At 65.1% G+C, this 21,051-nt stretch carries 21 protein-coding genes; 16 read left to right on the top strand and 5 right to left on the bottom strand.

The features are described 5' to 3' along the window. Positions 1 to 3 precede the first annotated feature (3 nt). From U5A65_RS38055 to U5A65_RS37985, 15 genes are all read left to right on the top strand, one after another. Positions 4 to 1,377 carry an acyclic terpene utilization AtuA family protein gene (locus U5A65_RS38055; protein ID WP_321916298.1) on the top strand — a complete coding sequence of 458 codons (1,374 nt, stop codon included), beginning with the start codon at positions 4 to 6 and terminating at the stop codon, positions 1,375 to 1,377. Further along, complete coding sequence (locus tag U5A65_RS38050; protein WP_321916297.1) at positions 1,364 to 1,678, top strand: hypothetical protein; 315 nt, start codon at positions 1,364 to 1,366, stop codon at positions 1,676 to 1,678. Before U5A65_RS38055 ends, U5A65_RS38050 begins: the two co-directional genes overlap by 14 nt. Before the next feature lie 140 nt (positions 1,679 to 1,818). Then, positions 1,819 to 2,523, top strand: coding sequence for a FadR/GntR family transcriptional regulator (locus U5A65_RS38045; RefSeq protein WP_321916296.1), 705 nt, complete (start codon positions 1,819 to 1,821; stop codon positions 2,521 to 2,523). A 68-nt stretch (positions 2,524 to 2,591) separates the two neighbouring features. Then, a complete protein-coding gene (gene ltnD, locus U5A65_RS38040) occupies positions 2,592 to 3,482 on the top strand; it encodes an L-threonate dehydrogenase (protein WP_321916294.1) in 891 nt (296 codons plus the stop codon). Positions 3,483 to 3,510: 28 nt separating this feature from the next. Next, a complete protein-coding gene (gene otnK / locus U5A65_RS38035) occupies positions 3,511 to 4,827 on the top strand; it encodes a 3-oxo-tetronate kinase (RefSeq protein WP_321949460.1) in 1,317 nt (438 codons plus the stop codon). Continuing rightward, a complete protein-coding gene (locus U5A65_RS38030) occupies positions 4,824 to 5,480 on the top strand; it encodes an aldolase (RefSeq protein WP_321949440.1) in 657 nt (218 codons plus the stop codon). The genes otnK and U5A65_RS38030 overlap by 4 nt, the downstream gene beginning before the upstream one ends. Before the next feature lie 134 nt (positions 5,481 to 5,614). Beyond that, positions 5,615 to 6,952: an MFS transporter gene (locus tag U5A65_RS38025; RefSeq protein WP_321949439.1), complete on the top strand. Its 1,338-nt coding sequence runs from the start codon at positions 5,615 to 5,617 to the stop codon at positions 6,950 to 6,952. A gap of 26 nt (positions 6,953 to 6,978) precedes the next feature. After that, on the top strand, positions 6,979 to 7,767 hold the full coding sequence (gene otnI, locus U5A65_RS38020; RefSeq protein ID WP_321949438.1) for a 2-oxo-tetronate isomerase: 789 nt from the start codon (positions 6,979 to 6,981) through the stop codon (positions 7,765 to 7,767). Positions 7,768 to 7,803: 36 nt separating this feature from the next. Then, complete coding sequence (gene denD / locus U5A65_RS38015) at positions 7,804 to 8,793, top strand: D-erythronate dehydrogenase (RefSeq protein ID WP_321939071.1); 990 nt, start codon at positions 7,804 to 7,806, stop codon at positions 8,791 to 8,793. Between the two features lie 209 nt (positions 8,794 to 9,002). Continuing rightward, complete coding sequence (locus tag U5A65_RS38010; RefSeq protein WP_321916289.1) at positions 9,003 to 9,680, top strand: heavy metal response regulator transcription factor; 678 nt, start codon at positions 9,003 to 9,005, stop codon at positions 9,678 to 9,680. Further along, a complete protein-coding gene (locus U5A65_RS38005) occupies positions 9,677 to 11,083 on the top strand; it encodes a heavy metal sensor histidine kinase (RefSeq protein WP_321949437.1) in 1,407 nt (468 codons plus the stop codon). Before U5A65_RS38010 ends, U5A65_RS38005 begins: the two co-directional genes overlap by 4 nt. Before the next feature lie 201 nt (positions 11,084 to 11,284). Then, positions 11,285 to 11,518 (top strand): hypothetical protein, encoded by a 234-nt coding sequence (locus tag U5A65_RS38000; protein WP_415766357.1) that lies wholly within the window; start codon positions 11,285 to 11,287, stop codon positions 11,516 to 11,518. Between the two features lies 1 nt (position 11,519). Further along, on the top strand, positions 11,520 to 12,572 hold the full coding sequence (mdtN, locus tag U5A65_RS37995) for a multidrug transporter subunit MdtN (protein ID WP_321949436.1): 1,053 nt from the start codon (positions 11,520 to 11,522) through the stop codon (positions 12,570 to 12,572). Further along, a complete protein-coding gene (locus U5A65_RS37990) occupies positions 12,553 to 14,574 on the top strand; it encodes an FUSC family protein (protein ID WP_321949435.1) in 2,022 nt (673 codons plus the stop codon). The genes mdtN and U5A65_RS37990 overlap by 20 nt, the downstream gene beginning before the upstream one ends. Further along, on the top strand, positions 14,561 to 16,156 hold the full coding sequence (locus U5A65_RS37985) for a TolC family protein (RefSeq protein WP_321949434.1): 1,596 nt from the start codon (positions 14,561 to 14,563) through the stop codon (positions 16,154 to 16,156). Before U5A65_RS37990 ends, U5A65_RS37985 begins: the two co-directional genes overlap by 14 nt. Positions 16,157 to 16,175: 19 nt before the next feature. On the opposite strand, the gene U5A65_RS37980 is transcribed toward U5A65_RS37985, so the two are convergent. Continuing rightward, positions 16,176 to 16,529: a DUF4148 domain-containing protein gene (locus U5A65_RS37980; RefSeq protein WP_321916283.1), complete on the bottom strand. Its 354-nt coding sequence runs from the start codon at positions 16,527 to 16,529 to the stop codon at positions 16,176 to 16,178. A gap of 343 nt (positions 16,530 to 16,872) precedes the next feature. On the opposite strand from U5A65_RS37980, the gene U5A65_RS37975 reads away from it, so the two are divergent. Next, positions 16,873 to 17,652 carry an alpha/beta hydrolase gene (locus U5A65_RS37975; RefSeq protein ID WP_321949433.1) on the top strand — a complete coding sequence of 260 codons (780 nt, stop codon included), beginning with the start codon at positions 16,873 to 16,875 and terminating at the stop codon, positions 17,650 to 17,652. A 159-nt stretch (positions 17,653 to 17,811) separates the two neighbouring features. On the opposite strand, the gene U5A65_RS37970 is transcribed toward U5A65_RS37975, so the two are convergent. The 4 genes from U5A65_RS37970 to U5A65_RS37955 all read right to left on the bottom strand — a co-directional run bounded on the left by U5A65_RS37970 (position 17,812) and on the right by U5A65_RS37955 (position 20,944). After that, on the bottom strand, positions 17,812 to 18,150 hold the full coding sequence (locus U5A65_RS37970; RefSeq protein WP_321916280.1) for a ribbon-helix-helix domain-containing protein: 339 nt from the start codon (positions 18,148 to 18,150) through the stop codon (positions 17,812 to 17,814). A gap of 119 nt (positions 18,151 to 18,269) precedes the next feature. Beyond that, positions 18,270 to 19,850 carry a GMC family oxidoreductase gene (locus U5A65_RS37965; protein WP_321949432.1) on the bottom strand — a complete coding sequence of 527 codons (1,581 nt, stop codon included), beginning with the start codon at positions 19,848 to 19,850 and terminating at the stop codon, positions 18,270 to 18,272. A 16-nt stretch (positions 19,851 to 19,866) separates the two neighbouring features. Further along, the gene (locus tag U5A65_RS37960; RefSeq protein ID WP_321939059.1) at positions 19,867 to 20,484 is read right to left on the bottom strand and encodes a twin-arginine translocation signal domain-containing protein; all 618 of its coding nucleotides are present in this window, start codon (positions 20,482 to 20,484) and stop codon (positions 19,867 to 19,869) included. 61 nt (positions 20,485 to 20,545) lie between these two features. After that, positions 20,546 to 20,944 carry a VOC family protein gene (locus U5A65_RS37955; RefSeq protein WP_321916277.1) on the bottom strand — a complete coding sequence of 133 codons (399 nt, stop codon included), beginning with the start codon at positions 20,942 to 20,944 and terminating at the stop codon, positions 20,546 to 20,548. Between the last annotated feature and the right edge of the window lie 107 nt (positions 20,945 to 21,051).

The following is a 21,051-nucleotide window of genomic DNA, read 5'->3' as shown; positions in this document are numbered from 1 at the left end:
GTCATGAACCGGACCGAATCACCCAAACGCGTACGCATAGGCGCGGGCGCTGGCTACTCGGGCGATCGCATCGAGCCCGCTGTCGAACTCGCGGAGCACGGCGCGCTGGACTACCTCGTATTCGAATGCCTCGCGGAACGTACGGTCGCGATCGCCCAGCAGACGCGCCGCCACCATCCCGAACTTGGCTACGATCCGCTGCTCGAAGCGCGCATGCGCGCCGTACTGCCGGTCGCCGTGAGCCAGCGCGTGCGCATCATCTCGAACATGGGCGCCGCCAATCCGCGCGCTGCGGCGATCAAGACCGCGCAAATTGCGCAGGAACTTGGCCTGAGCGGACTGAAGATTGCGGCCGTCACCGGCGACGATGTGCTCGATGTCGTCCTGCAATCCCAACTGCGCTTCGAGGAGTCCGGCGACGATGTGAGCCGCTACACGGACCGCATCGTCTCGGCGAATGCGTATCTCGGCGCGGCGCCGATTGTCGAAGCGCTCGCGGCGGGCGCGGATATCGTGCTGACGGGGCGCGTCGCGGACCCGTCGCTGTTCGCGGCGCCGCTCATTCACGAGTTCGGCTGGCGCATGGACGACTGGAACACGCTCGGGCAGGCGACGGTCGTCGGCCATTTGCTCGAATGTGCGGGGCAGGTGACGGGCGGTTACTTCGCCGATCCCGGCGTCAAGGACGTAGCGAATCTCGCGCGGCTAGGTTTTCCGATTGGCGAGGTGAGTGCCGATGGAAGCGTCGTCGTCACGAAGGTGCCGCATGCGGGCGGGCGCGTGACCGAGGCGACATGCAAGGAGCAATTGCTCTACGAGATTCACGATCCACAACGCTACTTTCAACCCGATGTCGTCGCAGACTTCTCCGAGGTTCGCGTCGCACAGGAGGCACATGACCGCGTGCGCGTGACAGGCGGACGCGGCAGCGCTCGAACCGGCACGCTGAAGGTGTCGGTCGCGTATGTCGACGGCTACATCGGAGAGGGGCAGATTTCCTATGGCGGGCCGGGTGCGCTCGCGCGTGCGCGGCTTGCGCTCGACATCGTGCGGGAGCGTCTGGCGATCACGGGCGTCGAGACGAGTGAACTGCGCTTCGACCTGATCGGCGTGAATGCGCTTTATGGCGATGCCCTTGCGGCCCATCATGAAGAACCGTACGAAGTGCGCGTTCGCGTGGCGGGGCGCGCGGCGAACGCAAAGGAAGCGGCGCGCATCGGCAACGAGGTCGAAACGCTCTACACCAACGGGCCTGCGGGCGGCGGCGGCGTCACCAAATCGACGCGCGAGGTGCTCGCCGTGCAGTCCGTGCTGCTGCCGCGCGAACAGGTGAGTGCGGCTTTCCAATTTGTCGAGGCAAGCGATGAAACTGCGTGAACTGGCCCACGGCCGCACCGGCGACAAAGGCAATACGCTGAATATTTCGGTGATCTGTTTTGACGCGAAGCACTACGCCCATCTGCGCAACGTCCTCACGCCGGAGCGCGTCAAGGCTCACCTCGCCGACGTGGTCAAGGGCGACGTCGTGCGCTATGAACTGCCGCTTCTCGGCGCATTCAATTTCGTGCTCGGCAACGCGCTCGGCGGAGGCGTCACGCGCTCGCTGGCGCTCGACGCGCATGGCAAGTCGATGAGCATGGCGCTCCTCGATATCGAAGTGGACGACCTTCCCGAGTGAGCGAAAGGAGGCGCGCCCGTCGAGAGACGGGGCGCCTCCCTTTGAAACGGGCTCAAACGAGCCGCTTAAGGGTTCACCCCAATGTCGATTCGCGCGTCAAAATTTGTATGATGACCCGATGACATGGCGAATCTGATGATATGTTCGAGAAAATTCCCACGCGGGCGCTGAGCGACACCGTCGCGCAACAACTGCTCGCCCAGATCGACAAAGGCACGTTCGCGCGCGGCGGCAAGCTGCCGACCGAAGCCGTGCTCGCTCAGGAGTTCGGCGTGAGCCGCACGGTAATCCGGGAGGCCATTTCGCGCTTGAAGAACGAGGGCGTGGTCGAGCCGCGCCAGGGCAGCGGCGTCTACGTATCGGCGCATGGCGCGATCCGGCCGCTGCGCATCGACTATGCGGAAGCGATGGAAGGCGGCTCGGTCCTGCAGATTCTCGCGGTGCGCCGCGCGATCGAAGCCGAAGTCGCGGCGGAAGCCGCGATGCGCCGCACCGATGCCGACATGATGGCCATCGACGCCGCGCTCAAGAGGATCGATGAAGCCGTCGCCGAGGGCCGCGACGGCGTTGCCGAAGACGTCGCGTTTCACCGGGCGATTGCCACCGTAACGGGCAACCCGTACTTCCTGAAGACGCTGACGTTTCTCAATCAATACCTTGAAGCGGGCACGGTCGTCACGCGCCGCAACGAGGCGCTGCGCGAAGACTTCTCGCGTCAGGTGCGCGACGAACACGCAGCGATCGCCGCGGCAATCCGCGCAGGCGACCCCATGGCGGCGCGCAACGCCGCGCAAACCCACATGTACAACGCGGCGCGCCGTTTGGCCGAAGCCGGTATCTGCTGATTTGCAGACGCGTTCGCCAGCGCCATGCGCGGCGCGCTGTCTGCTGCATTGTTCGTAGAGGAAAGGGTATGTCGAGAAATGTCGGAGTGATCGGTCTGGGTGCGATGGGCATGGGTGTCGCACGTTCGCTGCTGCGCGGCGGCTTCAATGTCCATGCGTGCGATGTGCGCCGCGAAGTGCTCGACCAGTTCGTCGCCGACGGCGGCACGGCTTGCGCGAATCCTGCCGAGCTTGGCGCGCAGTGCGACGTGGTCGTCACGCTCGTCGTGAATGCCGCGCAAACGGAAACGGTGCTGTTCGGCGAGCACGGCGCGGTCAAGTCGATGAAGCCGGGCGGCGTGGTGATTGCGTGCGCAACGGTTGCGCCGGACTTCGCCATTGACCTCGGCCGTCGCGTGGAAGCGGCCGGCCTGCACATGCTCGATGCCCCCGTGTCGGGCGGCGCGGCGCGCGCCGCGTCGGGCGAAATGACCATGATGACGTCCGGCCCCGCTGCCGCGTATGCCGCGTGCGAGGACGTGCTCGCCGCGATGGCGGGCAAGGTGTATCGGCTGGGCGAGCAGCACGGCGCGGGCTCGAAGGTGAAAATCATCAACCAGTTGCTCGCGGGCGTGCACATCGCCGCCGCCGCCGAAGCGATGGCGCTGGGTCTTCGCGAAGGCGTGGATCCCGACGCGCTCTACGACGTGATCACGCATAGCGCCGGCAACTCGTGGATGTTCGAGAACCGCGTGCCGCACATTCTCAACGGCGACTACACGCCGCTGTCGGCCGTCGACATCTTCGTGAAGGATCTCGGCCTCGTGCTCGATACCGCGCGACGCTCGAAGTTTCCGCTGCCGCTCTCGGCGGCTGCGCATCAGATGTTCATGATGGCCTCGACGGCGGGCCACGGCGGCGAAGACGATTCCGCCGTCATCAAGATTTTCCCGGGCATCGATGTCCCGGCGAAGCGGTAAGCGAGAAGGGCGCAACGATATGACGAACCTGAACGCCTCCGCCAGCAAGCCGCTGCTCGGCTGCATCGCCGACGACTTCACGGGCGCGACCGATCTCGCGAACATGCTGGTGCGCGGCGGCATGCGCACCGTGCAGACGATCGGCGTGCCCGCCGCCGACACGCGCATCGAATCCGATGCGCTCGTGGTCGCGCTGAAGTCGCGCACGATCGATGCCGCCGACGCCGTGGCGCAGTCGCTGGCCGCGCTCGAATGGCTGCGCGCGCAAGGCTGCCGCCAGTTCTTCTTCAAGTACTGCTCGACCTTCGATTCGACGGATAAAGGCAACATTGGGCCCGTGGCCGACGCGCTGCTCGACGCGCTGTCGCGCATCGACGGAACCGCGCCATTCACGATCGCTTGCCCCGCGTTTCCGGAAAACGGCCGCACGATCTATCGCGGGCATCTGTTCGTCGGCGACGTGCTGCTGAACGAGTCGGGCATGGAGCATCATCCGCTCACGCCGATGACGGACGCGAACCTCGTGCGCGTGCTGCAACGGCAGACGCGCTCGAAAGTCGGCCTCGTACGCTATGACGCGGTGGCGCAGGGCGCGCAAGCCGTGCGCGCCTCGATCGACACGTTGCGCGCCGATGGCGTGCGCATGGCGATTGCCGATGCGGTCTCCGACGCCGATCTCTACACGCTCGGCGAAGCCTGCGCGGACCTGCCGCTGATCACGGGCGGCTCGGGCGTCGCGCTCGGTCTGCCCGCGAATTTCCGCCGCGCCGGTTTGCTCGCCGATGCCGCCAACGCAGGCGAGCTGCCGCGTATCGACGGCGCGTCGGCAGTGCTGGCGGGCAGTGCGTCGAAGGCGACGAATGCCCAGGTGGCCGCCTGGCGCGAAACGCGCCCCGCGTTCCGCATCGATCCGCTCGCGGCGGCGCGCGGCGAGCCTGTCGTCGAACACGCGCTGGCCTTTGCACGCGAGCACATGAACGCCGCGCAGCCGCAGCCCGTGCTGATCTACGCAACGGCGTCGCCCGACGAAGTGAAGGCGACGCAGCGCGAACTCGGCGTCGCGCAGGCGGGCGAGCTGGTCGAGCGCACGCTCGCGGCGATTGCGCGCGGTCTGCGCGATCTCGGCGTGCGCAAGTTCGTTGTCGCCGGTGGCGAGACCTCGGGCGCAGTGGTGCAGGCGCTGGGCGTCGACATGCTGCGCATCGGCAAGCAGATCGATCCGGGCGTGCCCGCCACCGCCACGATAGGCGGGGAGCCGCTTGCGCTCGCGCTCAAATCCGGCAACTTCGGCGCGGTCGACTTCTTCGCGAAGGCGCTGCGTCAGCTTGACGGAGACGCGCAATGACGGCAGCCATTCACACGAGCGGCGAAGCCCGCGTCCGCGAAGAAATCTGCGTGACGGGCGCAAGCCTGTACGCGCGCGGCTACACGGTCGGCAGCGCGGGCAACATCAGCGCGCGGCTCGACGACGGCTGGCTCATCACGCCGACCGACGCCTGCCTCGGCCGGCTCGATCCGGCGGAGATCGCGAAGGTCGACCTGAATGGCAACGCGGTTTCCGGCGGCAAGCCGTCGAAAACGCTGGCGCTGCATCGCGGCGTGTACGAGCGTAACCGCGAAGCGCGCGGCATCGTGCACACGCATTCCACTCATCTCGTCGCACTGACGCTCGCAGGCGTCTGGAGCGACGCCGACGTGCTGCCGCCCATCACGCCGTACTACGTGATGAAAGTCGGCCACATTCCGCTGATTCGCTACCGCCGTCCCGGCGATCCGCAAGTCGCGCAACAAATCGCCTCGCTCGCAGAAAGCGTGCGCGGCGTGCTGCTCGAACGGCTCGGGCCGGTCGTTTGGGAGCGCTCCGTTTCGCAGGCTTCGTACGTGATCGAAGAACTCGAAGAGACGGCGCGCTTGTGGCTGATGACGAACCCGCGTCCCGCGCCGCTCAGCGACACCGCGCTCGAGGAGTTGCGCACGGTCTTCGGCGCGCGCTGGTAGCGCGTTCGAGCCCATCGAGCTTGCCGCGCACCCACGCGCACGCTCCGTATTACCCACCTTAGACAGAAAGCCGGAGGGCCGTCCGACGCAACGAGGACGGCCTGTAACCAGCGCCACCCCGAAGGAGACAACGCATGGCAAGCTATCAGGCGGCATCCGTTCGCCCTGCATCCACCGCCGCCGCAGCCGGGCAACCCGGCGCGGCCGAAATCGAACGCACCTATGGCAAGGTGTTCTGGCGCATCGTGCCATTTTTGATGCTCTGCTACGTGGTCGCGTATCTGGACCGCGTCAACGTGGGCTTTGCAAAGCTGCAGATGTCGCAGGACCTCGCGTTCAGCGAGACGGTATTCGGTCTCGGCGCGGGTGTGTTCTTCGTCGGATACTTTCTCTTCGAGCTGCCCAGCAACATCCTGATGCACCGGCTCGGAGCACGCATCTGGATTGCGCGCATCATGATCACGTGGGGCTTGCTCTCCGCCGTGTTCGTATTCGTTCGGACTCCCACGCAGTTCTACGTGCTGCGCTTCCTGCTCGGTCTTGCCGAAGCCGGTTTCTATCCGGGCGTCATTCTGTATCTCACGTACTGGTTCCCGTCGCATCGCCGCGCGAAGATCATCGCGGTGTTCATGTCGGCGATTCCGGTTTCGGGCATTTTCGGCAATCCGTTGTCGGGCTGGATCATGCAGACCTTCGACTCCCATCACGGCTTCGCGGGCTGGCAATGGATGTTCCTGATCGAAGCGGTACCTGCCATCGCCATCGGTATCGCGACGATCCTGTATCTCGACAACGGCATCGCCGGCGCGAAATGGCTGACGCCGCGCGAAAAGCAACTGCTCGCCGACGAAATCGCCGCGCAGCCGCAGGAAGAGGCGAAGTCGCATTCGATTGGCGCGGTGTTCCGCGACCCGCGCACGTGGTGGATGTCGCTGATCTATTTCGCGTTCGTCACGGGCCAGTACGGGCTCACGTTCTGGATGCCGACGCTCGTGAAGTCGACGGGCGTGACGGGCGCGTTCGAAATCGGCCTGCTGAGCGCGATTCCGTTTCTCGTTGCCATCGTCGTGATGAACATCATGGGTCACAGCGCGGACAAGCGCCGCGAGCGCCGCTGGCATCTGATCGGGCCGGCGCTCGCGGGCGCGGTCGGCTTCACGGTCGCGGCTTCGTTCGCGAACAACACGGCCGTGTCGATTGTGTTCCTGTCGATCGCGGCTGCGGGCGTGTTGACCTGCGCGCCGCTCTTCTGGTCGCTGCCCACGGCGTTCATGTCCGGCGCGACGGCGGCGGCGGGCATCGCGATCATCAATTCGATCGGCAATCTGGCGGGCTTCGCAAGCCCGTACATGATCGGCTATCTTAAGGATCTCACGCACAGCACGCAGTCCGGCATGTATGTGCTGGCCGCCATGCTCGTGATCGGCGCGCTCGCCGTCTGGCTGACGCCCGCGCGGCTCGTGAACCGCTAAACACGCGTATTTAAGGAGTTGCTTCGATGCCACGCTTCGCCGCCAATCTGTCGATGATGTACAACGAACACGCGTTCCTCGATCGTTTCGCCGCCGCCGCGCGCGACGGTTTCGAGGCCGTGGAGTTTCTGTTCCCCTATGAGTTTCCAGCCGCCGACATCAAGGCGCGGCTGACTGAAAACGGTCTCACGCAGGCGCTGTTCAACGCGCCGCCGGGCGACTGGGCGGCAGGCGAGCGCGGCATCGCGTCGTTGCCGGGCCGCGAAGACGAGTTTCGCCGCAGCGTCGATACGGCACTCGAATACGCGCGCGTGCTCGGCAACGACAAGCTACATGTGATGGCTGGCTTGATCAAGCCGGAGCAGTCGCGCGCCGCGCACCGCGACGTGTATCTGAAGAATCTCGCCTATGCGGCGAAGGCCGCCCAGGCGGACGGCATTACCGTCGTCATCGAGCCGATCAATACGCGCGATATTCCCGGCTTCTTTCTGAACCGGCAAGACGACGCGCAGGCGATTTGCGCGGAAGTCGGCGCGCCAAACCTGAAAGTGCAGTTCGATCTGTACCACTGCCAGATCGTCGAAGGCGATCTCGCCGTCAAGCTCAAGCGCGACATGAAGGGCATCGGGCATATCCAGATTGCGGGCGTGCCCGAGCGGCACGAGCCGGATATCGGCGAAGTGAACTACCCGTATCTGTTCTCGCTAATCGACGAACTCGGCTACGACGGCTGGATCGGCTGCGAATACCGGCCGCGCGCGGGCACATCGCAAGGGCTGGGATGGATCCGGCCGTATGTGAAGGCGCGCGCCTGAGCGCATTCGAAAGACACACTGAGGAACCACAGCAACATGAAAGTACTGATCACGGGCGGAGCGGGATTTCTCGGCCAGCGTCTCGCGCGCGAACTGCTGGCGCGCGGCGAACTAACGGGCGCGCACGGACAGCGCGAGCCGATCACCGAACTGGTGTTGCTCGACGTCGTCGCGGCGCCGGGTCCGAACGACGCGCGCGTGCGTGTCGAAGTCGGCGACATTGCCGAGCGCAGCGTGCTCGAACGTCTGATCGACGACAGGACGGCAGCGATTTTTCATCTCGCGGCGATCGTTAGCGGCCAGGCGGAAGCGGACTTCGATCTCGGCATGCGCATCAATCTCGACGCGTCGCGCCTGCTGCTCGACGTGTGCCGCGAGCGTGGGCATCGGCCGCGTGTGGTGTTCACGAGTTCGGTCGCCGTCTATGGCGGCGATCTGCCCGATGTCGTGCTCGATGAAACCGCGTTGAATCCGCAGTCGTCGTATGGCGCGCAAAAGGCTGTCGCCGAGTTGCTGCTCAACGACTTCTCGCGGCGCGGTTTTGTCGATGGCCGCGTGCTGCGCCTGCCCACCATTAGCGTGCGGCCGGGCAAGCCGAATGCGGCGGCGTCCTCGTTTGCCAGCGGCATCATTCGCGAGCCGCTGAACGGGCAGCCGGCCGTGTGCCCGGTGAGCGGCTCGACGCGGCTGTGGCTGCTGTCGCCGCGCAAGGCGATCGAATGCCTGATCGCGGGCTGCGAGATCGACGGCGCGGCGCTCGGCAACCGGCGCACGGTGAATCTGCCGGGCGTGTCGGTGACGGTCGACGAGATGATCGCCGCCCTGCGCGAAGTGGCGGGCGAAGCCGTCGCAGCACGGATCGAATGGAAGGCGGATGAGCGCGTCGAGAAGATCGTCGGCAGCTGGCCCGCGCAATGGGACATCGCGCGCGCAACGCAGCTCGGCCTGCAAGGCGATGCGTCGTTCAAGGATATCGTCCGCGCGTTCGTCGACGACGAACTCGGCGGGAAGATTCCGCAGCATTGATGACGCGCGCTTGTCGCGCAGGAAATAGCACACGCCGCCGTCGCAGACCTGAGTGTTTGCGACGGCGGCGTTTGTCATTTCCTTGTAATGATTGGGTAACGGCCCTGTTAGCGCACACTGCTTAGACTGCAAGCATGCCCGGCTGGTATAAGGGCGCAAACGAGCACAGAATCAGTGACACGCGCATCAACGTGCAGGAATCCGACGCCATGAAAATCCTCGTCATCGAAGACGAAGCGAAGACCAGCGAGTACATCCAGAACGGCTTGACGGAAGCCGGTTACGTGGTGGACGTGGCCACGAACGGCATCGACGGCCTGCACCTTGCGCAGGAAATGGGCTACGACCTGATCCTGCTCGACGTGATGATGCCGGAGATGGACGGCTGGACCGTCATGAAGAAGCTCGGCGCACGCACCAAAACGCCGGTGTTGTTCCTGAGCGCGCGCGGCACGCTCGAAGACCGCCTGAAGGGCCTCGATCTCGGCGCCGACGATTATCTCGTCAAGCCATTCTCGTTTGCCGAGCTGCTCGCACGCATCCGCATCATATTGCGGCGCGGTCAGCCGCAAAAGCCGGATGAACAGGTCTTCGAAGTCGGGGATCTGCGCGTGGATGTGCCGAAGCGGCGCGTCGACCGGGGCGGCGTGCGCCTTACGCTCACCAACAAGGAATTCAACCTGCTGGCGTTCTTTCTGGAGCATCAAGGCCAGGTGCTCTCGCGCGCCCTGATCGCTTCGCGCGTGTGGGACATGAATTTCGACAGCGATAGCAACGTGGTCGATGTCGCGGTGCGCCGGCTGCGGCAGAAGATCGACGACCCTTTCACCGTTCGCCTGATTCATACGATACACGGTGTGGGGTACCGTTTCGAGTACGAAGCATGATGCGGCTTTCGCTCACCACGCGCCTTGCGTTGTTGTACGCCCTTATCGTATTTACGGCGATGGCTTTGCTCGGCGCCTTGCTATACCGCGGCCTGGAGCAGCAACTGGGTGTGCGCGACGACGCGGCGCTCGTGACGCGGGTGGACCAGCTTCGCACGCTCATGAACGATGTCGACGTGCGCGAGCTGATTCGGGACAAGCCTCATCTCTTCGCGAACATGCTCGGCAATACGGAATCGCTGCTGATCGTGGGCTTTCCGGGTGAGGCGCCGCTCATTACGGTGAATCCCGGGCACAGGGCGGTGCCCGACGTGACGCCTGTGCCGGTGGACGCGCCACTCACGCTCGGCGCCGTCCGCCATACGCTTGCGGCCGATGGAACGCCGTTCATCTACGTCGCCGCCGCGGCGCACGACGCAGCCGGGAAGCAGGATCTGCAGATCCTCTCAGGCCGCCTGCTGACCGAGCGCACGCTGTTGTTGCGGGCCTACCGCAACCGGATACTGCTATTCGCCTCCGCGGGCGCGACCATCGCCGCCTTGCTCGCTTTCGTCGTCGCGCGCCGCAATATGCAGCCATTGCGCGTGCTCGCCGCGCAAACCGGGGCGATCGGCATCAGCACGCTGTCGACGCGCATCGAGCAGCGCGCCGCGCCCCCCGAACTCGACGCCCTGATCGCCGCGTTCAACGGCATGCTCGACCGGCTCGAACGCGGGTTCACGCAGTTAAAGCAAGTGTCGGCGGACATGGCGCACGACCTGCGCACGCCAATTGGCAACCTGTTGGGGCAGACCGAAGTCGGCCTGAGCCAGACGCGCGACACCGTGTACTACCAGCGGTTGCTCGGCTCGAATTACGAGGAACTGCAGCGCCTGTCGAAGATGATCGACAACATGCTTTTTCTGGCGCGCACCGAGCAGGCCGACAACGCTATCGAGCGCAAGGCGTTGCCGCTCGCCGTGGAATTCGAGCGTATGCAGGAGTACTTCGAAGGTCTCGCGGAGGACCGCAACGTGAGCCTCGAGTGGCGCGGCGAGGGCGACGTGTGCGCGGACCCGGATCTGCTGCGCCGCGCGCTGGGGAATTTGCTTGCGAATGCCTTGCGGTATGCGGAACCGGGCTCGGCAATCTCGACCGTGGCGGATCAGGGACCGGAGGCCACGACGCTGCATGTCGAGAACCGCGGGCCGACGATCGAGCCGCATCATCTCGAACGGATTTTCGATCGCTTCTACCGGGCCGATCCGTCGCGGCATCGCTCATCGGAGTCGAGCGGGCTCGGGCTTTCGATCGTGCGCAGCATCATGCAGCTGCACGGCGGCGCGTGGCGCGCGTCGAGCAGCAACGGCGTGACGCGCTTTACGCTCGTGTTTCCGCGGCAGCGCGAGCAGCGGGGCCGATAAGCACCCCATGGGCGGCGGTGCGGCAAACCGCGCTATGATGGGCTGCCTTGAATCGGGAATGCGGGACGCAACCCATCGGTGCGCGCATGGGTTGTTCGTACGAGTGGAATTCAGCATGTATTCCAGTCACGAAGCATCGAATAAGCGATGAAACAACGTACATGGCCCAGATGCGCTGTCGTTTGTTCATGCCTGGCTTTCATGCCGCTTGCGGGTTGCGTGGCCCGCGGCGCGCCGTCCTGGTCGCTCTTCGGCGCGTACTTTCCGTACTGGCTCGTGAGCGCCGTGATCGGCGTCGTGGGCGCGATCGTCGCGCATCGCGTGTTCGTCGGGACCGGCTGGGTTCGCCGGGTGCCGTACCAGCTTTCCGTGTGTACCTCGATCGGCATCGTCGTCGGGGTGCTGGCCTGGCTGTGGGGAACGGGGCAGCTCTGACATGAAAATGGCCGGCCAGAATCCTCGACATGCATGGAAGGGCCGCGTCATTGCGGCCGTAATCGTCCTGCTCGGCGCGGCGGCACTCTGGTATGCGTACGATCGCTCGTCGCGCTATCCGTCCACCGACGACGCGTCCATCGACGCGGACGTCGTTCACGTCGCGTCGCCCGTGGGCGGCCGGATCATCCGCGTTCCCGTGGAGGAGAACCAGCATGTCGCGAAAGGCGACGTGCTGTTCGAGATCGACCCGGTGCCGTACCGGCTCGGCGTTGCGCAGGCGCAGGCCGAAGTCGAACTGGCGCGCGCCTCGCTCGCCACGCGCCGCCGCACGCTGATCGGCGAAACATCGAACGCGACCATCGCAGCCGACCAGACCCGCCGCGCCACGCACAACTACGACCTCGCGGCGCGCAGCGTCGACCGGCTGCGTCCGCTCGCAGCGCAAGGCTATGTTTCAGCACAGCAACTCGACCAGGCGGTTGTGGCGCAGCGCGACGCGAGCGTTTCGCTCGCGCAGGCGCAGGTGCAACAGCGCGCTTCTGCGCAGACGATAGGCGACGACGCCGACGCCATAGCGGCCCTGCATGCGCGCGAGGCCGCGCTCGCGATCGCCCAGCGCGCGCTCGACGACACGGTCGTGCGCGCGCCGTTCGACGGCTACGTGGCAGGTCTGACGATTCTCGCGGGCGAGACGGTCGCGCCGAACCAGTCCATCTTCACGCTGGTGCATTCGGGCGAATGGTTCGCGGTGGCGAATTTTCGCGAGACGGCGCTCGGCGCGATCGAAGTCGGCGACTGCGCGACCGTGTACTCGATGATCGACCGAAAACAGCCGATGAGCGGCAAGGTGATCGGCATTGGCGCCGGGATCCTGGACACGGACCGCGTGAACCTGCCGCGCAGCCTGCCGTACGTGCAGCAGTCGGTGAACTGGGTGCGCGTGGCCCAACGTTTTCCGGTTCGCGTGCGCATCGACGCGCCGGTCAACAAGCTGGTGCGCATTGGCGCCAGTGCGATTGTCGAGGTCCGGCATGGCCAGTCTTGCCGGTGACATCAGGCGGCCCGGTCCGCGGGAAATCGCGAAGCTGCTCGCGCCGTTTCCGGGGCGCGCCGCGATCGTCACGCGCATTGCGCTGATCTGCGCGCTCACGGTGCTCGTGACGACCGGCTACGCCACGCCCGATGCCGCGACTTCCGTGTATATCGTGTTCTTCCTGAACCGGCCCGACCGTATGACGAGCATCGTCATGTCGTTCGCCTTGATGCTGATCGTGACGGTGATCATCGGCATCGTGATGATCTTCGCAATCCTCACCATCGACCAGCCGCCGCTGCGGGTCGCGAGCATGGCGCTGCTATCGTTCGGACTGCTATTCGCCACCTCGGCGAGCAAGCTACGGCCAATCGGCGCCATTCTTGCGATGATCGTCGGCTTCGGGCTCGACGAGCTTGGCCTCGCGCCGGTCGGCGAAGCGGCCACGCGCGGCCTGTTGTACGCGTGGCTGATGGTCGCAATTCCGATTGGCGTGGCGATCGTCGTGAACCTCGTGAGCGCGCCGTCGCCGCGCCGGCTCGCCACCTCGCAGCTTGCGCGGCGCCTGAAGCTCGCCGCGCGCCGCCTCACGGGTACGGCGACGGACGAGGAGCGCGCCGCATTCGAAGCATGCATGCGCGAGGGCGATCATCAGATCCTCGCGTGGCTCAAGCTCTCGAAGCTCGAAGGCACGTTGGCGCCGGCCGACGCTGCGCCGCTGCGCCAGGCGGCGGCGTCCACAACGGCGATTCTGGTCGCAACGGAATTCGCGGCGAGCGAACCCGGCGCGCGTCTGCCCGACGCGTGCGCGGCGCAGCTTGCCGAAACGATGACGCAGATGGCCGCGATGCTCGAAGCGGGCGGCTACCCTGTGGACGTCACGCTCGACGTGCCAAAGGTGCCTGAGCCAACCGCGCTACAGGCGCTCGTGCTCGCAGACCTGCGCGCCGCGCTGGAGGGCTTCGCGGTGCCGTCTGCTGAGGCCGCCGCAGCGCCGGTTCCTGCGCCTGCTCATGAGAAAACCGCCGGGCCGCCCGCGCGCCGCGGCTTTTTCGACGCCGATGCCTTTTCGAATCCCGATCACATCCGCTACGCGCTGAAGACCACGGCTGCGGCGATGTTCTGCTACGTGCTGTATCAGCAGCTCGACTGGCAGGGCATCCATACGTGCTTCATCACCTGCTATATGGTCTCGCTCAACACCACGGCCGAGACCGTCGAGAAGTCGACACTGCGGATCACGGGCTGTCTCATTGGCGCTTTGCTCGGCACGGCGGCGATCGTGTTCGTGACGCCGCGTCTCACCTCGGCGGGCGAATTGATGGCGCTGGTGTTCGCAGGCGCGTGGCTCGCCGCATGGGTGGCGATGGGGTCGGCGCGGATCTCGTACGCGGGCATGCAGATCGCGTTTGCGTTCTTTCTGTGCGTGATCCAGGGCGCGGCGCCCGCGTTCGACCTCACGCTCGCACGCGACCGCGTGATCGGCATCCTGATCGGCAACGTCGTGATCTATCTGGTCTTTACGCGCGTCTGGCCCGTGAGCATCGCGAGCCGCATCGACGCAACGCTCAAGGCGCTCGTTGCGCAGTGGACCCGCATCGCGCAGGCAACGGACGCCCGGACGCGCAGCGCGCTCGCGGGCGGTGCGCTGGCCCAGTACGGCGGACTGCGCCAGGATCTCGGCCTGATTCACTACGAGCCATCGTGGGTGCGCCCCGAGCCCGACTGGGTGGCGAGCCGGCGGCGCGCGCTCGCGGAGCTCGAGGCGCTGGAGGCGCCGCTGGTCCTCGCGGCAGGACGGGCGGGCGCAGCGCGGCTGGGTGAAATCGCACAGCGTCTCGCACCTGGCGACGACGCGCACTTGCAGGCCCCACAGCATGCCGCCGAGGCCGCAAAGGACCGCACGGCCGACCCCGCACTCGATGCGCTCCACAACGTTATCGCGAAGCGCTTTGGACAGATCGCCGACATCGCGCGCCCAGCTTCGGACGGGGAGACGACGACCGATGCGCGCCCCTGAACCGATGCCCCGGCTTGTCGCGTTGACTGCCACGTTGGCCGCCACACTGGCTGCCGCGTTGGCTATCTCGGGCCTCGAGGGCTGCGCGACGTCGTCGATCGATCTCGCGCCGCCCGCGGCGGACCGACCGTGGCAGCCGCAGACGGACGCCGACGGCAACATCGTGCCCGGCCCGCCACGTAACGCCAGCGACGCGGCGCAGGCTGGCTACACGTTGCCGCGCAGCGCCGCGCTGGCCTCGATCGAACCCGCCGCGGCGTTCGATGCGAACCACGCGTACACGCTGCCCGAGCTGATCGATCTCGCGGAGTCCACGAACCCGCTCACGCGCATCGCCTGGAACGACGCACGCAACGCGGCGCTCGCGGCGGGCGTTGCGAAGACCGCGTATTTGCCGCAGCTTACCGCCACCGCCATGGGCGGCTACGAGGCGGCGAGCGGCGCGACGTCGACGCCGCTGCTCGGCAACACCTCGACCAGCTCGAACATTCACGGCAGCGTTTCGGTGCTGTCGCTGCAATGGCTGCTATTCGATTTCGGTGGCCGCCGCGCGCGCCTCGACGCGGCGAAGCAGCTTTCCCTGGCGGCGAACGTCGCGTTCACGTCGGTTCATCAGCACGTGATCCACGAGGTGAGCATCGCGTACTACGCCTACGAAGCCGCCAGCGCAAGGGAGCATACCGCGCAGCAGGCGCTCGACAACGCGGACGGCATTCTCAGCGCCGCGCGCGCCCGGCGAAAGCAGGGCGTGGGCACGGTGGTCGAAGTCGCACAGGCCACGCAGAACCGCGCACAAGCCAATCTGCTGAAGGTGCAGGCCGACGGCGCCGTGAGCGACAGCTATCTGAGCCTCGTCTCCGCGCTCGGCATTTCGCCGTTGTCGAAGCCTCAGATCGCTGCGTTGCCGGCACGCACGCTCACGCCGGCGCTGCATCAGAGCGTCGACGAAATCGTCGCCGATGCGATTGCGCGGCGGCCGGACGTGCAGGGCGCCTACGCGCTGGAGGAGGCCAACCAGGCGAAGATCCGCGCCGCCGAATCGGCGTTCATGCCGAAGATCTTTCTCTCCGCCGCGGCCGCATACGGTACCGGCACGACGTCGATCACCGCGATTCCGCCGGTTGGCGATCAGGCGGCCACGGTGAACCTGAACGGCAGCCGCCGCAGCGGCAGCATCTTCCTCGGCGTGACGATTCCCTTATACGACGGCGGCTTGCGTTCCGCCGTGCTGATGCAGGCGCGCAACGATGCGGACAGTGCATCTGCGCAGCTGACCCATACGAAGCAGGAAGCGGTCAGGCAGATCGTGGCCGCGCAGAACGGGCTTTCCACGAGCCTCGCGTCGAACGACGCCGCGAAGGCGCTGGTCGAAGCCGCGCAGACGACCTACGACGCGGCATTCTCCGCGTACCGGCACGGCGTCGGCACCATTACCGACGCGCTCCTCACGCAGAACCAGCTGCTCGCCGCGCAGAACGCGTATGCGGACAGCTACAGCGCCGCGCTTTCCGCTGCCGCGACGCTCGCCCTGGCAACGGGCGAGATCGGTGCGCCGTCACTGGAGGGTGCACCGCCTCATTAGGTACAGCGCGCCCGCCGGCTCAACTACCGAAAAAGACCGAGCAAAAGCTGGCTGGGCCAACACAGTCGGACTGTGAAGGCATACGCGTGCGCGAGCCAGCAGCCGAGGTACTCGCCATCGATACGCCACCCATATCGGTTTGCGCGGAATTTTGTGCGTATTGGCCCGCTGCGACCTTGGCCTCGGCTGCCTGAATGTCGGCCGGATAGTTGATATCGTCGCCGCGGCCCGGGCTGTATCCGGCTTGCTCGACGCGCACGAGGTCCGCACGGACTTCTGCGCGGGTGAGGGGTTGGGCGGACTGCGCGAAGCTATAGGCCGGAACGGCGACGGCGGAAGCCGCAACGAGAACGCTGAGAAGAAGCTTGGACATGATCAATACTCCTATGTACCTGAAAAGCGGATGAGTCGGGAAAGAAGGCCGCAGCATCGACTGTGCATGGACGCGAAGACAGGCTTAGGAGGGACAACTTGAAACTTGGCTAAGCGAGGCAAAGCGTGACTGCGTGGTTGCAGTGTAGGGAGGCGCCTCGATCGGCAGGGTTACCGAGTCGTTACAAGAAAATAACAAGCCTTCCGGCCCTTTGATTCGACTCACCGATGCAGCGACGTCATTTTTTCGTAATGACTGGGTAACCCTCTCGTTCGAGACCGCTTTTTAGACTGGCCGTGTTGTTAATCGATTGATCCACTTCACGCCATTCCAGGGAGCTTCCATGTCTTTGCCCACTTTCCGTTCCGCTATTGCACACGCAGCCGCCGCGCTTTGTCTGGTCGCTGGCGCCGTGACGACGGCGCAAGCCGCGCCCATCAAGAACGTTGTCCTCGTGCACGGCGCTTTCGTGGGTGGCGCCGGATGGCGTCCGGTGTACGACATTCTCACAAAGGACGGCTACAACGTGACGCTCGTGCAAGAGCCGCTCACGTCATTCAAGGACGATGTGACAGCGACGAAGCGTGTTATCGACAGCCTCGACGGCCCGTGCGTGCTCGTCGGCCATAGCTACGGCGGCGCCATCATCACCGAGGCGGGCAACGACGAGCACGTGAAGTCGCTTGTCTACATTGCGGCTCATGCACTCGATGCCGGCGAAACCGAAGTCTCGAATGGCAAGCGTTATCCGAACGCGACGCCCCACGAGGACATCGTGAAAACGGCGGACGACTATCTTTATCTGAACCCGGCGGACTATCCGCGCGATTTCGCGGCCGACCTTCCGATCGCTCAGGCCGAATTCGAAGCCCACGAACAAATGCCGACTTCGGCAAGCGTATTCGCTGCGCAGATCCCTGATCCGGCATGGAAGACCAAGCCGGCGTTTTATATGGTCGCGAAGGCGGACAAGATCATCAACCCGGACCTCGAGCGCATGTACGCGAAGCGCGCTCACGCCCAGACGGTGGAAATCGATGGTGCGAGCCACTCGGTGTATGAGTCGCACCCGCAGGAAGTGGCTGCGCTCATTGAGCAGGCGGCTCAGCAAGAGGCGCAATGACGGTTTGCCTCGGGCATCGCCAGTGTCACCGGTTCGCGCGGCCGTTTGCGGCGGTCACGGTGTGCGACCCGCGCGAGCAGTACCTCGACTGGCGCGTGCCGGGTTTCGACATCCCTGCGTTCGACGCGATGAAAATGGACGTCCCGGCTCAAAGCCGGTTCAAACCGTTTTCAGAATGCGCGGCCGCAAGTCGCTGCCCGGCATCGCCGGGCTTGCAGGCGCATCTTCCTTTGCGGAGCGTAATGACAGGTACCGCAAACAGCACACCCGCAGAAACGATGCGAAGTTGGTCGGCGGCTCGCCGCGCAGCGCAATCAGTTCGTCGTACAGTTTGACCGCGAATTGGCTCGTCGTCATGTTTTCGCGCGCGGCGATTTCCTGCAGCACATCCCAGAACAGGTTTTCCAGCCTCACGGTCGTGATTACGCCGTGAATACGCAACGATCGCGTGCGCGATTCGTAGAGGATCGGGTCTGCGTTGACGTAGATTCTGCACATGCTCGATCTCCTTCAGTCTTCATTGGGAGAAGTCTTGCCCTGCCAACATACGCGCAAGCTTCCTGGCTGGCAAACGCAACCCTCCCGAGCCGCGTTTGCCAGCCAAGGGGCGCCTGTCATCAAATCGCGCGGCGCTTCATTTGCCCTGCGATGTAATCGGACTGGCGGATCGCGAGCGTGACGATCGTCAGCGTCGGGTTCTCGGCGGCGCCCGTGGTGAACTGACTGCCGTCGGACACGAACAGGTTAGCCACGTCGTGCGTCTGTCCATGCGCGTTGCACACGCCATCCTCCGGCCTCGCGCTCATCCGGCAGGTGCCGAGATTGTGCGTCGAAGGATAGGGCGGCACGCGGTAGACCGTCTTCGCGCCGACCGCCTCGTACACCGCGGAACCCTGCTTGAACGCATGCTCGCGCATGGCTTCGTCGTTCGGGTGATCGTCGAAATGGACGTTCGGGACGGGCTGGCCGTATTGATCCTTGACGCTGTCGTTGAGCGTCACGCGATTGTTGGCGCGCGGCATGTCTTCACCGACGATCCACATGCCGGCCGTGTAAGCGTACTGATCCATGGCTTGCGCAAACGACGGTCCCCAGGCGCCTGGATTCAGGAACGCGGCATAGAACGGCAGTCCGAGCGAGATGGTTTCCATGTGGTAGCCGCCGACAAAGCCGCGTTTCGGATCGTTCTTCGCCTCGTCCTCGATGATGCCGGCCATTGTCGTGCCCTTGTACATGTCCACCTTCTGGTCGAACGTCGCGTACACGGAGCCCGTTGTGTGCCGCATATAGTTGCGCCCGACCTGCCCGGAAGCATTGGCGAGGCCATTGGCAAACTTTCCGGAATGCGAGTTCAGCAACAGTCGCGGCGTCTCGATCGAATTGCCCGCGACTGCCACGACTCGCGCCTTCTGGCGTTGCAGCTTGCCCTGCGCGTCGTAATAGACGACACCGGTGGCTCTGCCTCGCGTGTCATGCTCGATGCGCACCACATGGGCTTGCGTACGCAGTTCAAGATGGCCCGTGGCCTGGCCGCGCGGCAGTTCCGTATAGAGCGTCGACCATTTCGCGCCGGTGCGGCAGCCCTGAAAGCAGAAACCGCGCTGGAAGCAGTGACTGCGATCGTCGCGCACCACGCTGTTGATCGCCATGTGGCCTGTGTTGCATTGCGTGTAGCCGACCTTCGTCGCGCCTGCCGCCATCACCTTGAAGTTGTTGTTGCCCGGCAGGCCCGGCAGCCCGTTGGTGCGGGTGACGCCAAGCTTCTTCTCGGCGCGGTCGTAGTACGGGTCGAGTTCCTCGCGCGTGAGCGGCCAGTCGAGCAGCGTCGCGCCTTGAATGTCGCCATAGGTCGTGCGCGCCTTGAATTCGTGCGGCTGGATTCGCAGGCTCGCGCCGGCCCAGTGCGTTGACGTGCCGCCCACCGTCTTGCAGATCCACGCGGGCAGATTGGGGAAGTCCTTGGCGACGCGCCACGTGCCCGAGGTCGTGCGATTGTCCAGCCACGAGAGCAACTGGAACGAGCCCCATTCGTCGGTCACATAGTCAGCCTGCGTATGCATGGCGCCCGCTTCGAGCACGACGACGTCGATGCCTTTCTGGGCGAGTTCGTTCGCGAGCGTGCCGCCGCCCGCGCCGGAGCCCACGACGACCACCACGTTGCTGTCGTTGAGCGGGAAGCGCTTCTGGTTCAGATCCATGTTTTGTCTCCTGTGCTCAACTATCTTTGGGAAGCGGACCGCTCTCGTCGGCAGGGGGGTTGGGCAGCCAGGACAAGTTGTTGAAACCTTTGTACAGGTAGCCGCCGTCGCCCTCGGCCGCCCCATAGCCGAAGTGCTGGTAAGCCAGCGTGTTGCTGTACAGCGAGACGATTGCCGTGCTGCGCACCGTAGTGAAGAAAGGCGTGCCCGCCAGCGCGGCGACGTCGCGCGCCTGTGCCGCGCTCTCGCGCCTGGACCAGTCCGAGCCGCCGGCGCTCGCGTCGAGCTGCTTTACGCCATCGGCCAGTTGCTTGCGCACGGCGGGGTCCTTTTGCGCCTTTGCGTCGAGGTCCTTGACGACGAGCGCGTAGACCGCATTGTCGAGTGTGGGGTGCGGATAGAGCTGGCGCGTGAACGCGAGCAGGACGTCGCCCTGGTGCGTGTCGAGGCCCTGAAGCTCGAGGGCCCAGACCCGGCTGGGCGCGAACATCGCGAGCGTGGAAGTCAGCGCCAGCGTGCCCGTCAGGACTCCCGTGCCTTTGAGCAACTCGCGCCGCGTGAGCTTGATGCGCATTGCGCTTTCCACCGCGTGCGCGTCCGGTTCGTGCGCTATCGGTATGATCGTGGGGCTCATTGTTGTCTCCTGTGTTGGTCTCATGCCATGCATCAAACAAACGCGGCCCTGCGCACGGCCGCTAGCGATAGTGGCCATGCCTTTCCAGGACTTCGATCTTGTAGCCGTCCGGGTCCTGAATAAAGAAGTAACGGGCGATCAGCGAGCCGTCGTCCGCGTGGAATTCGCGCAGGTCGTTTGGCGCTAGACCCATGTCGAGAAGGCGCTGTCGATCGGCCTTTGCGTCGTCGACGACGAAGGCTACATGGCCGTACCCGTCGCCGTGCGAATACGGATCGGCGCGTCCCTTGTTCCAGGTGAGTTCGATTTCCGTGTCGGCCTCGTCGTTGCGCAAATAGGCGAGCGTGAAATCGGGGAAGTCGAGCCGGTGCGAGACCTTGAAGTCGAAAACCTTGTCGTAGAAGTCGAGCGAGCGCGACAGGTCCTGCACGCGAATCATCGTGTGAACAAGCTTGGGCATGCGTTGTCTCCTCGGTCTGCGGCGGTGGCCACTGCGGGTGGCTTGCGTTGTGCGCAGTGATGTCAGTTTAGGCGCGCGAACGGATGGCAGGTAATGGCCGGCTAAAT

It is taken from the genome of Paraburkholderia sp. J10-1, from assembly GCF_905220165.1.
GTDB lineage: Bacteria > Pseudomonadota > Gammaproteobacteria > Burkholderiales > Burkholderiaceae > Paraburkholderia.
The sequence above is the reverse complement of the archived record's forward strand: the minus strand, read 5'-3'. Positions and strand labels throughout refer to the sequence as shown.

What these genes read in the sequence shown, in the direction of transcription:
- U5A65_RS38055 (WP_321916298.1), top strand. Translation starts at nt 4, where the DNA reads ATGAACCGGACCGAATCACCCAAACGCGTACGCATAGGCGCGGGCGCT.
- U5A65_RS38050 (WP_321916297.1), top strand. Translation starts at nt 1,364, where the DNA reads ATGAAACTGCGTGAACTGGCCCACGGCCGCACCGGCGACAAAGGCAAT.
- U5A65_RS38045 (WP_321916296.1), top strand. Translation starts at nt 1,819, where the DNA reads ATGTTCGAGAAAATTCCCACGCGGGCGCTGAGCGACACCGTCGCGCAA.
- ltnD (WP_321916294.1), top strand. Translation starts at nt 2,592, where the DNA reads ATGTCGAGAAATGTCGGAGTGATCGGTCTGGGTGCGATGGGCATGGGT.
- U5A65_RS38030 (WP_321949440.1), top strand. Translation starts at nt 4,824, where the DNA reads ATGACGGCAGCCATTCACACGAGCGGCGAAGCCCGCGTCCGCGAAGAA.
- U5A65_RS38025 (WP_321949439.1), top strand. Translation starts at nt 5,615, where the DNA reads ATGGCAAGCTATCAGGCGGCATCCGTTCGCCCTGCATCCACCGCCGCC.
- otnI (WP_321949438.1), top strand. Translation starts at nt 6,979, where the DNA reads ATGCCACGCTTCGCCGCCAATCTGTCGATGATGTACAACGAACACGCG.
- denD (WP_321939071.1), top strand. Translation starts at nt 7,804, where the DNA reads ATGAAAGTACTGATCACGGGCGGAGCGGGATTTCTCGGCCAGCGTCTC.
- U5A65_RS38010 (WP_321916289.1), top strand. Translation starts at nt 9,003, where the DNA reads ATGAAAATCCTCGTCATCGAAGACGAAGCGAAGACCAGCGAGTACATC.
- U5A65_RS38005 (WP_321949437.1), top strand. Translation starts at nt 9,677, where the DNA reads ATGATGCGGCTTTCGCTCACCACGCGCCTTGCGTTGTTGTACGCCCTT.
- U5A65_RS38000 (WP_415766357.1), top strand. Translation starts at nt 11,285, where the DNA reads ATGCCGCTTGCGGGTTGCGTGGCCCGCGGCGCGCCGTCCTGGTCGCTC.
- mdtN (WP_321949436.1), top strand. Translation starts at nt 11,520, where the DNA reads ATGAAAATGGCCGGCCAGAATCCTCGACATGCATGGAAGGGCCGCGTC.
- U5A65_RS37990 (WP_321949435.1), top strand. Translation starts at nt 12,553, where the DNA reads ATGGCCAGTCTTGCCGGTGACATCAGGCGGCCCGGTCCGCGGGAAATC.
- U5A65_RS37985 (WP_321949434.1), top strand. Translation starts at nt 14,561, where the DNA reads ATGCGCGCCCCTGAACCGATGCCCCGGCTTGTCGCGTTGACTGCCACG.
- U5A65_RS37980 (WP_321916283.1), bottom strand. Translation starts at nt 16,529, where the DNA reads ATGTCCAAGCTTCTTCTCAGCGTTCTCGTTGCGGCTTCCGCCGTCGCC.
- U5A65_RS37975 (WP_321949433.1), top strand. Translation starts at nt 16,873, where the DNA reads ATGTCTTTGCCCACTTTCCGTTCCGCTATTGCACACGCAGCCGCCGCG.
- U5A65_RS37970 (WP_321916280.1), bottom strand. Translation starts at nt 18,150, where the DNA reads ATGTGCAGAATCTACGTCAACGCAGACCCGATCCTCTACGAATCGCGC.
- U5A65_RS37965 (WP_321949432.1), bottom strand. Translation starts at nt 19,850, where the DNA reads ATGGATCTGAACCAGAAGCGCTTCCCGCTCAACGACAGCAACGTGGTG.
- U5A65_RS37960 (WP_321939059.1), bottom strand. Translation starts at nt 20,484, where the DNA reads ATGAGCCCCACGATCATACCGATAGCGCACGAACCGGACGCGCACGCG.
- U5A65_RS37955 (WP_321916277.1), bottom strand. Translation starts at nt 20,944, where the DNA reads ATGCCCAAGCTTGTTCACACGATGATTCGCGTGCAGGACCTGTCGCGC.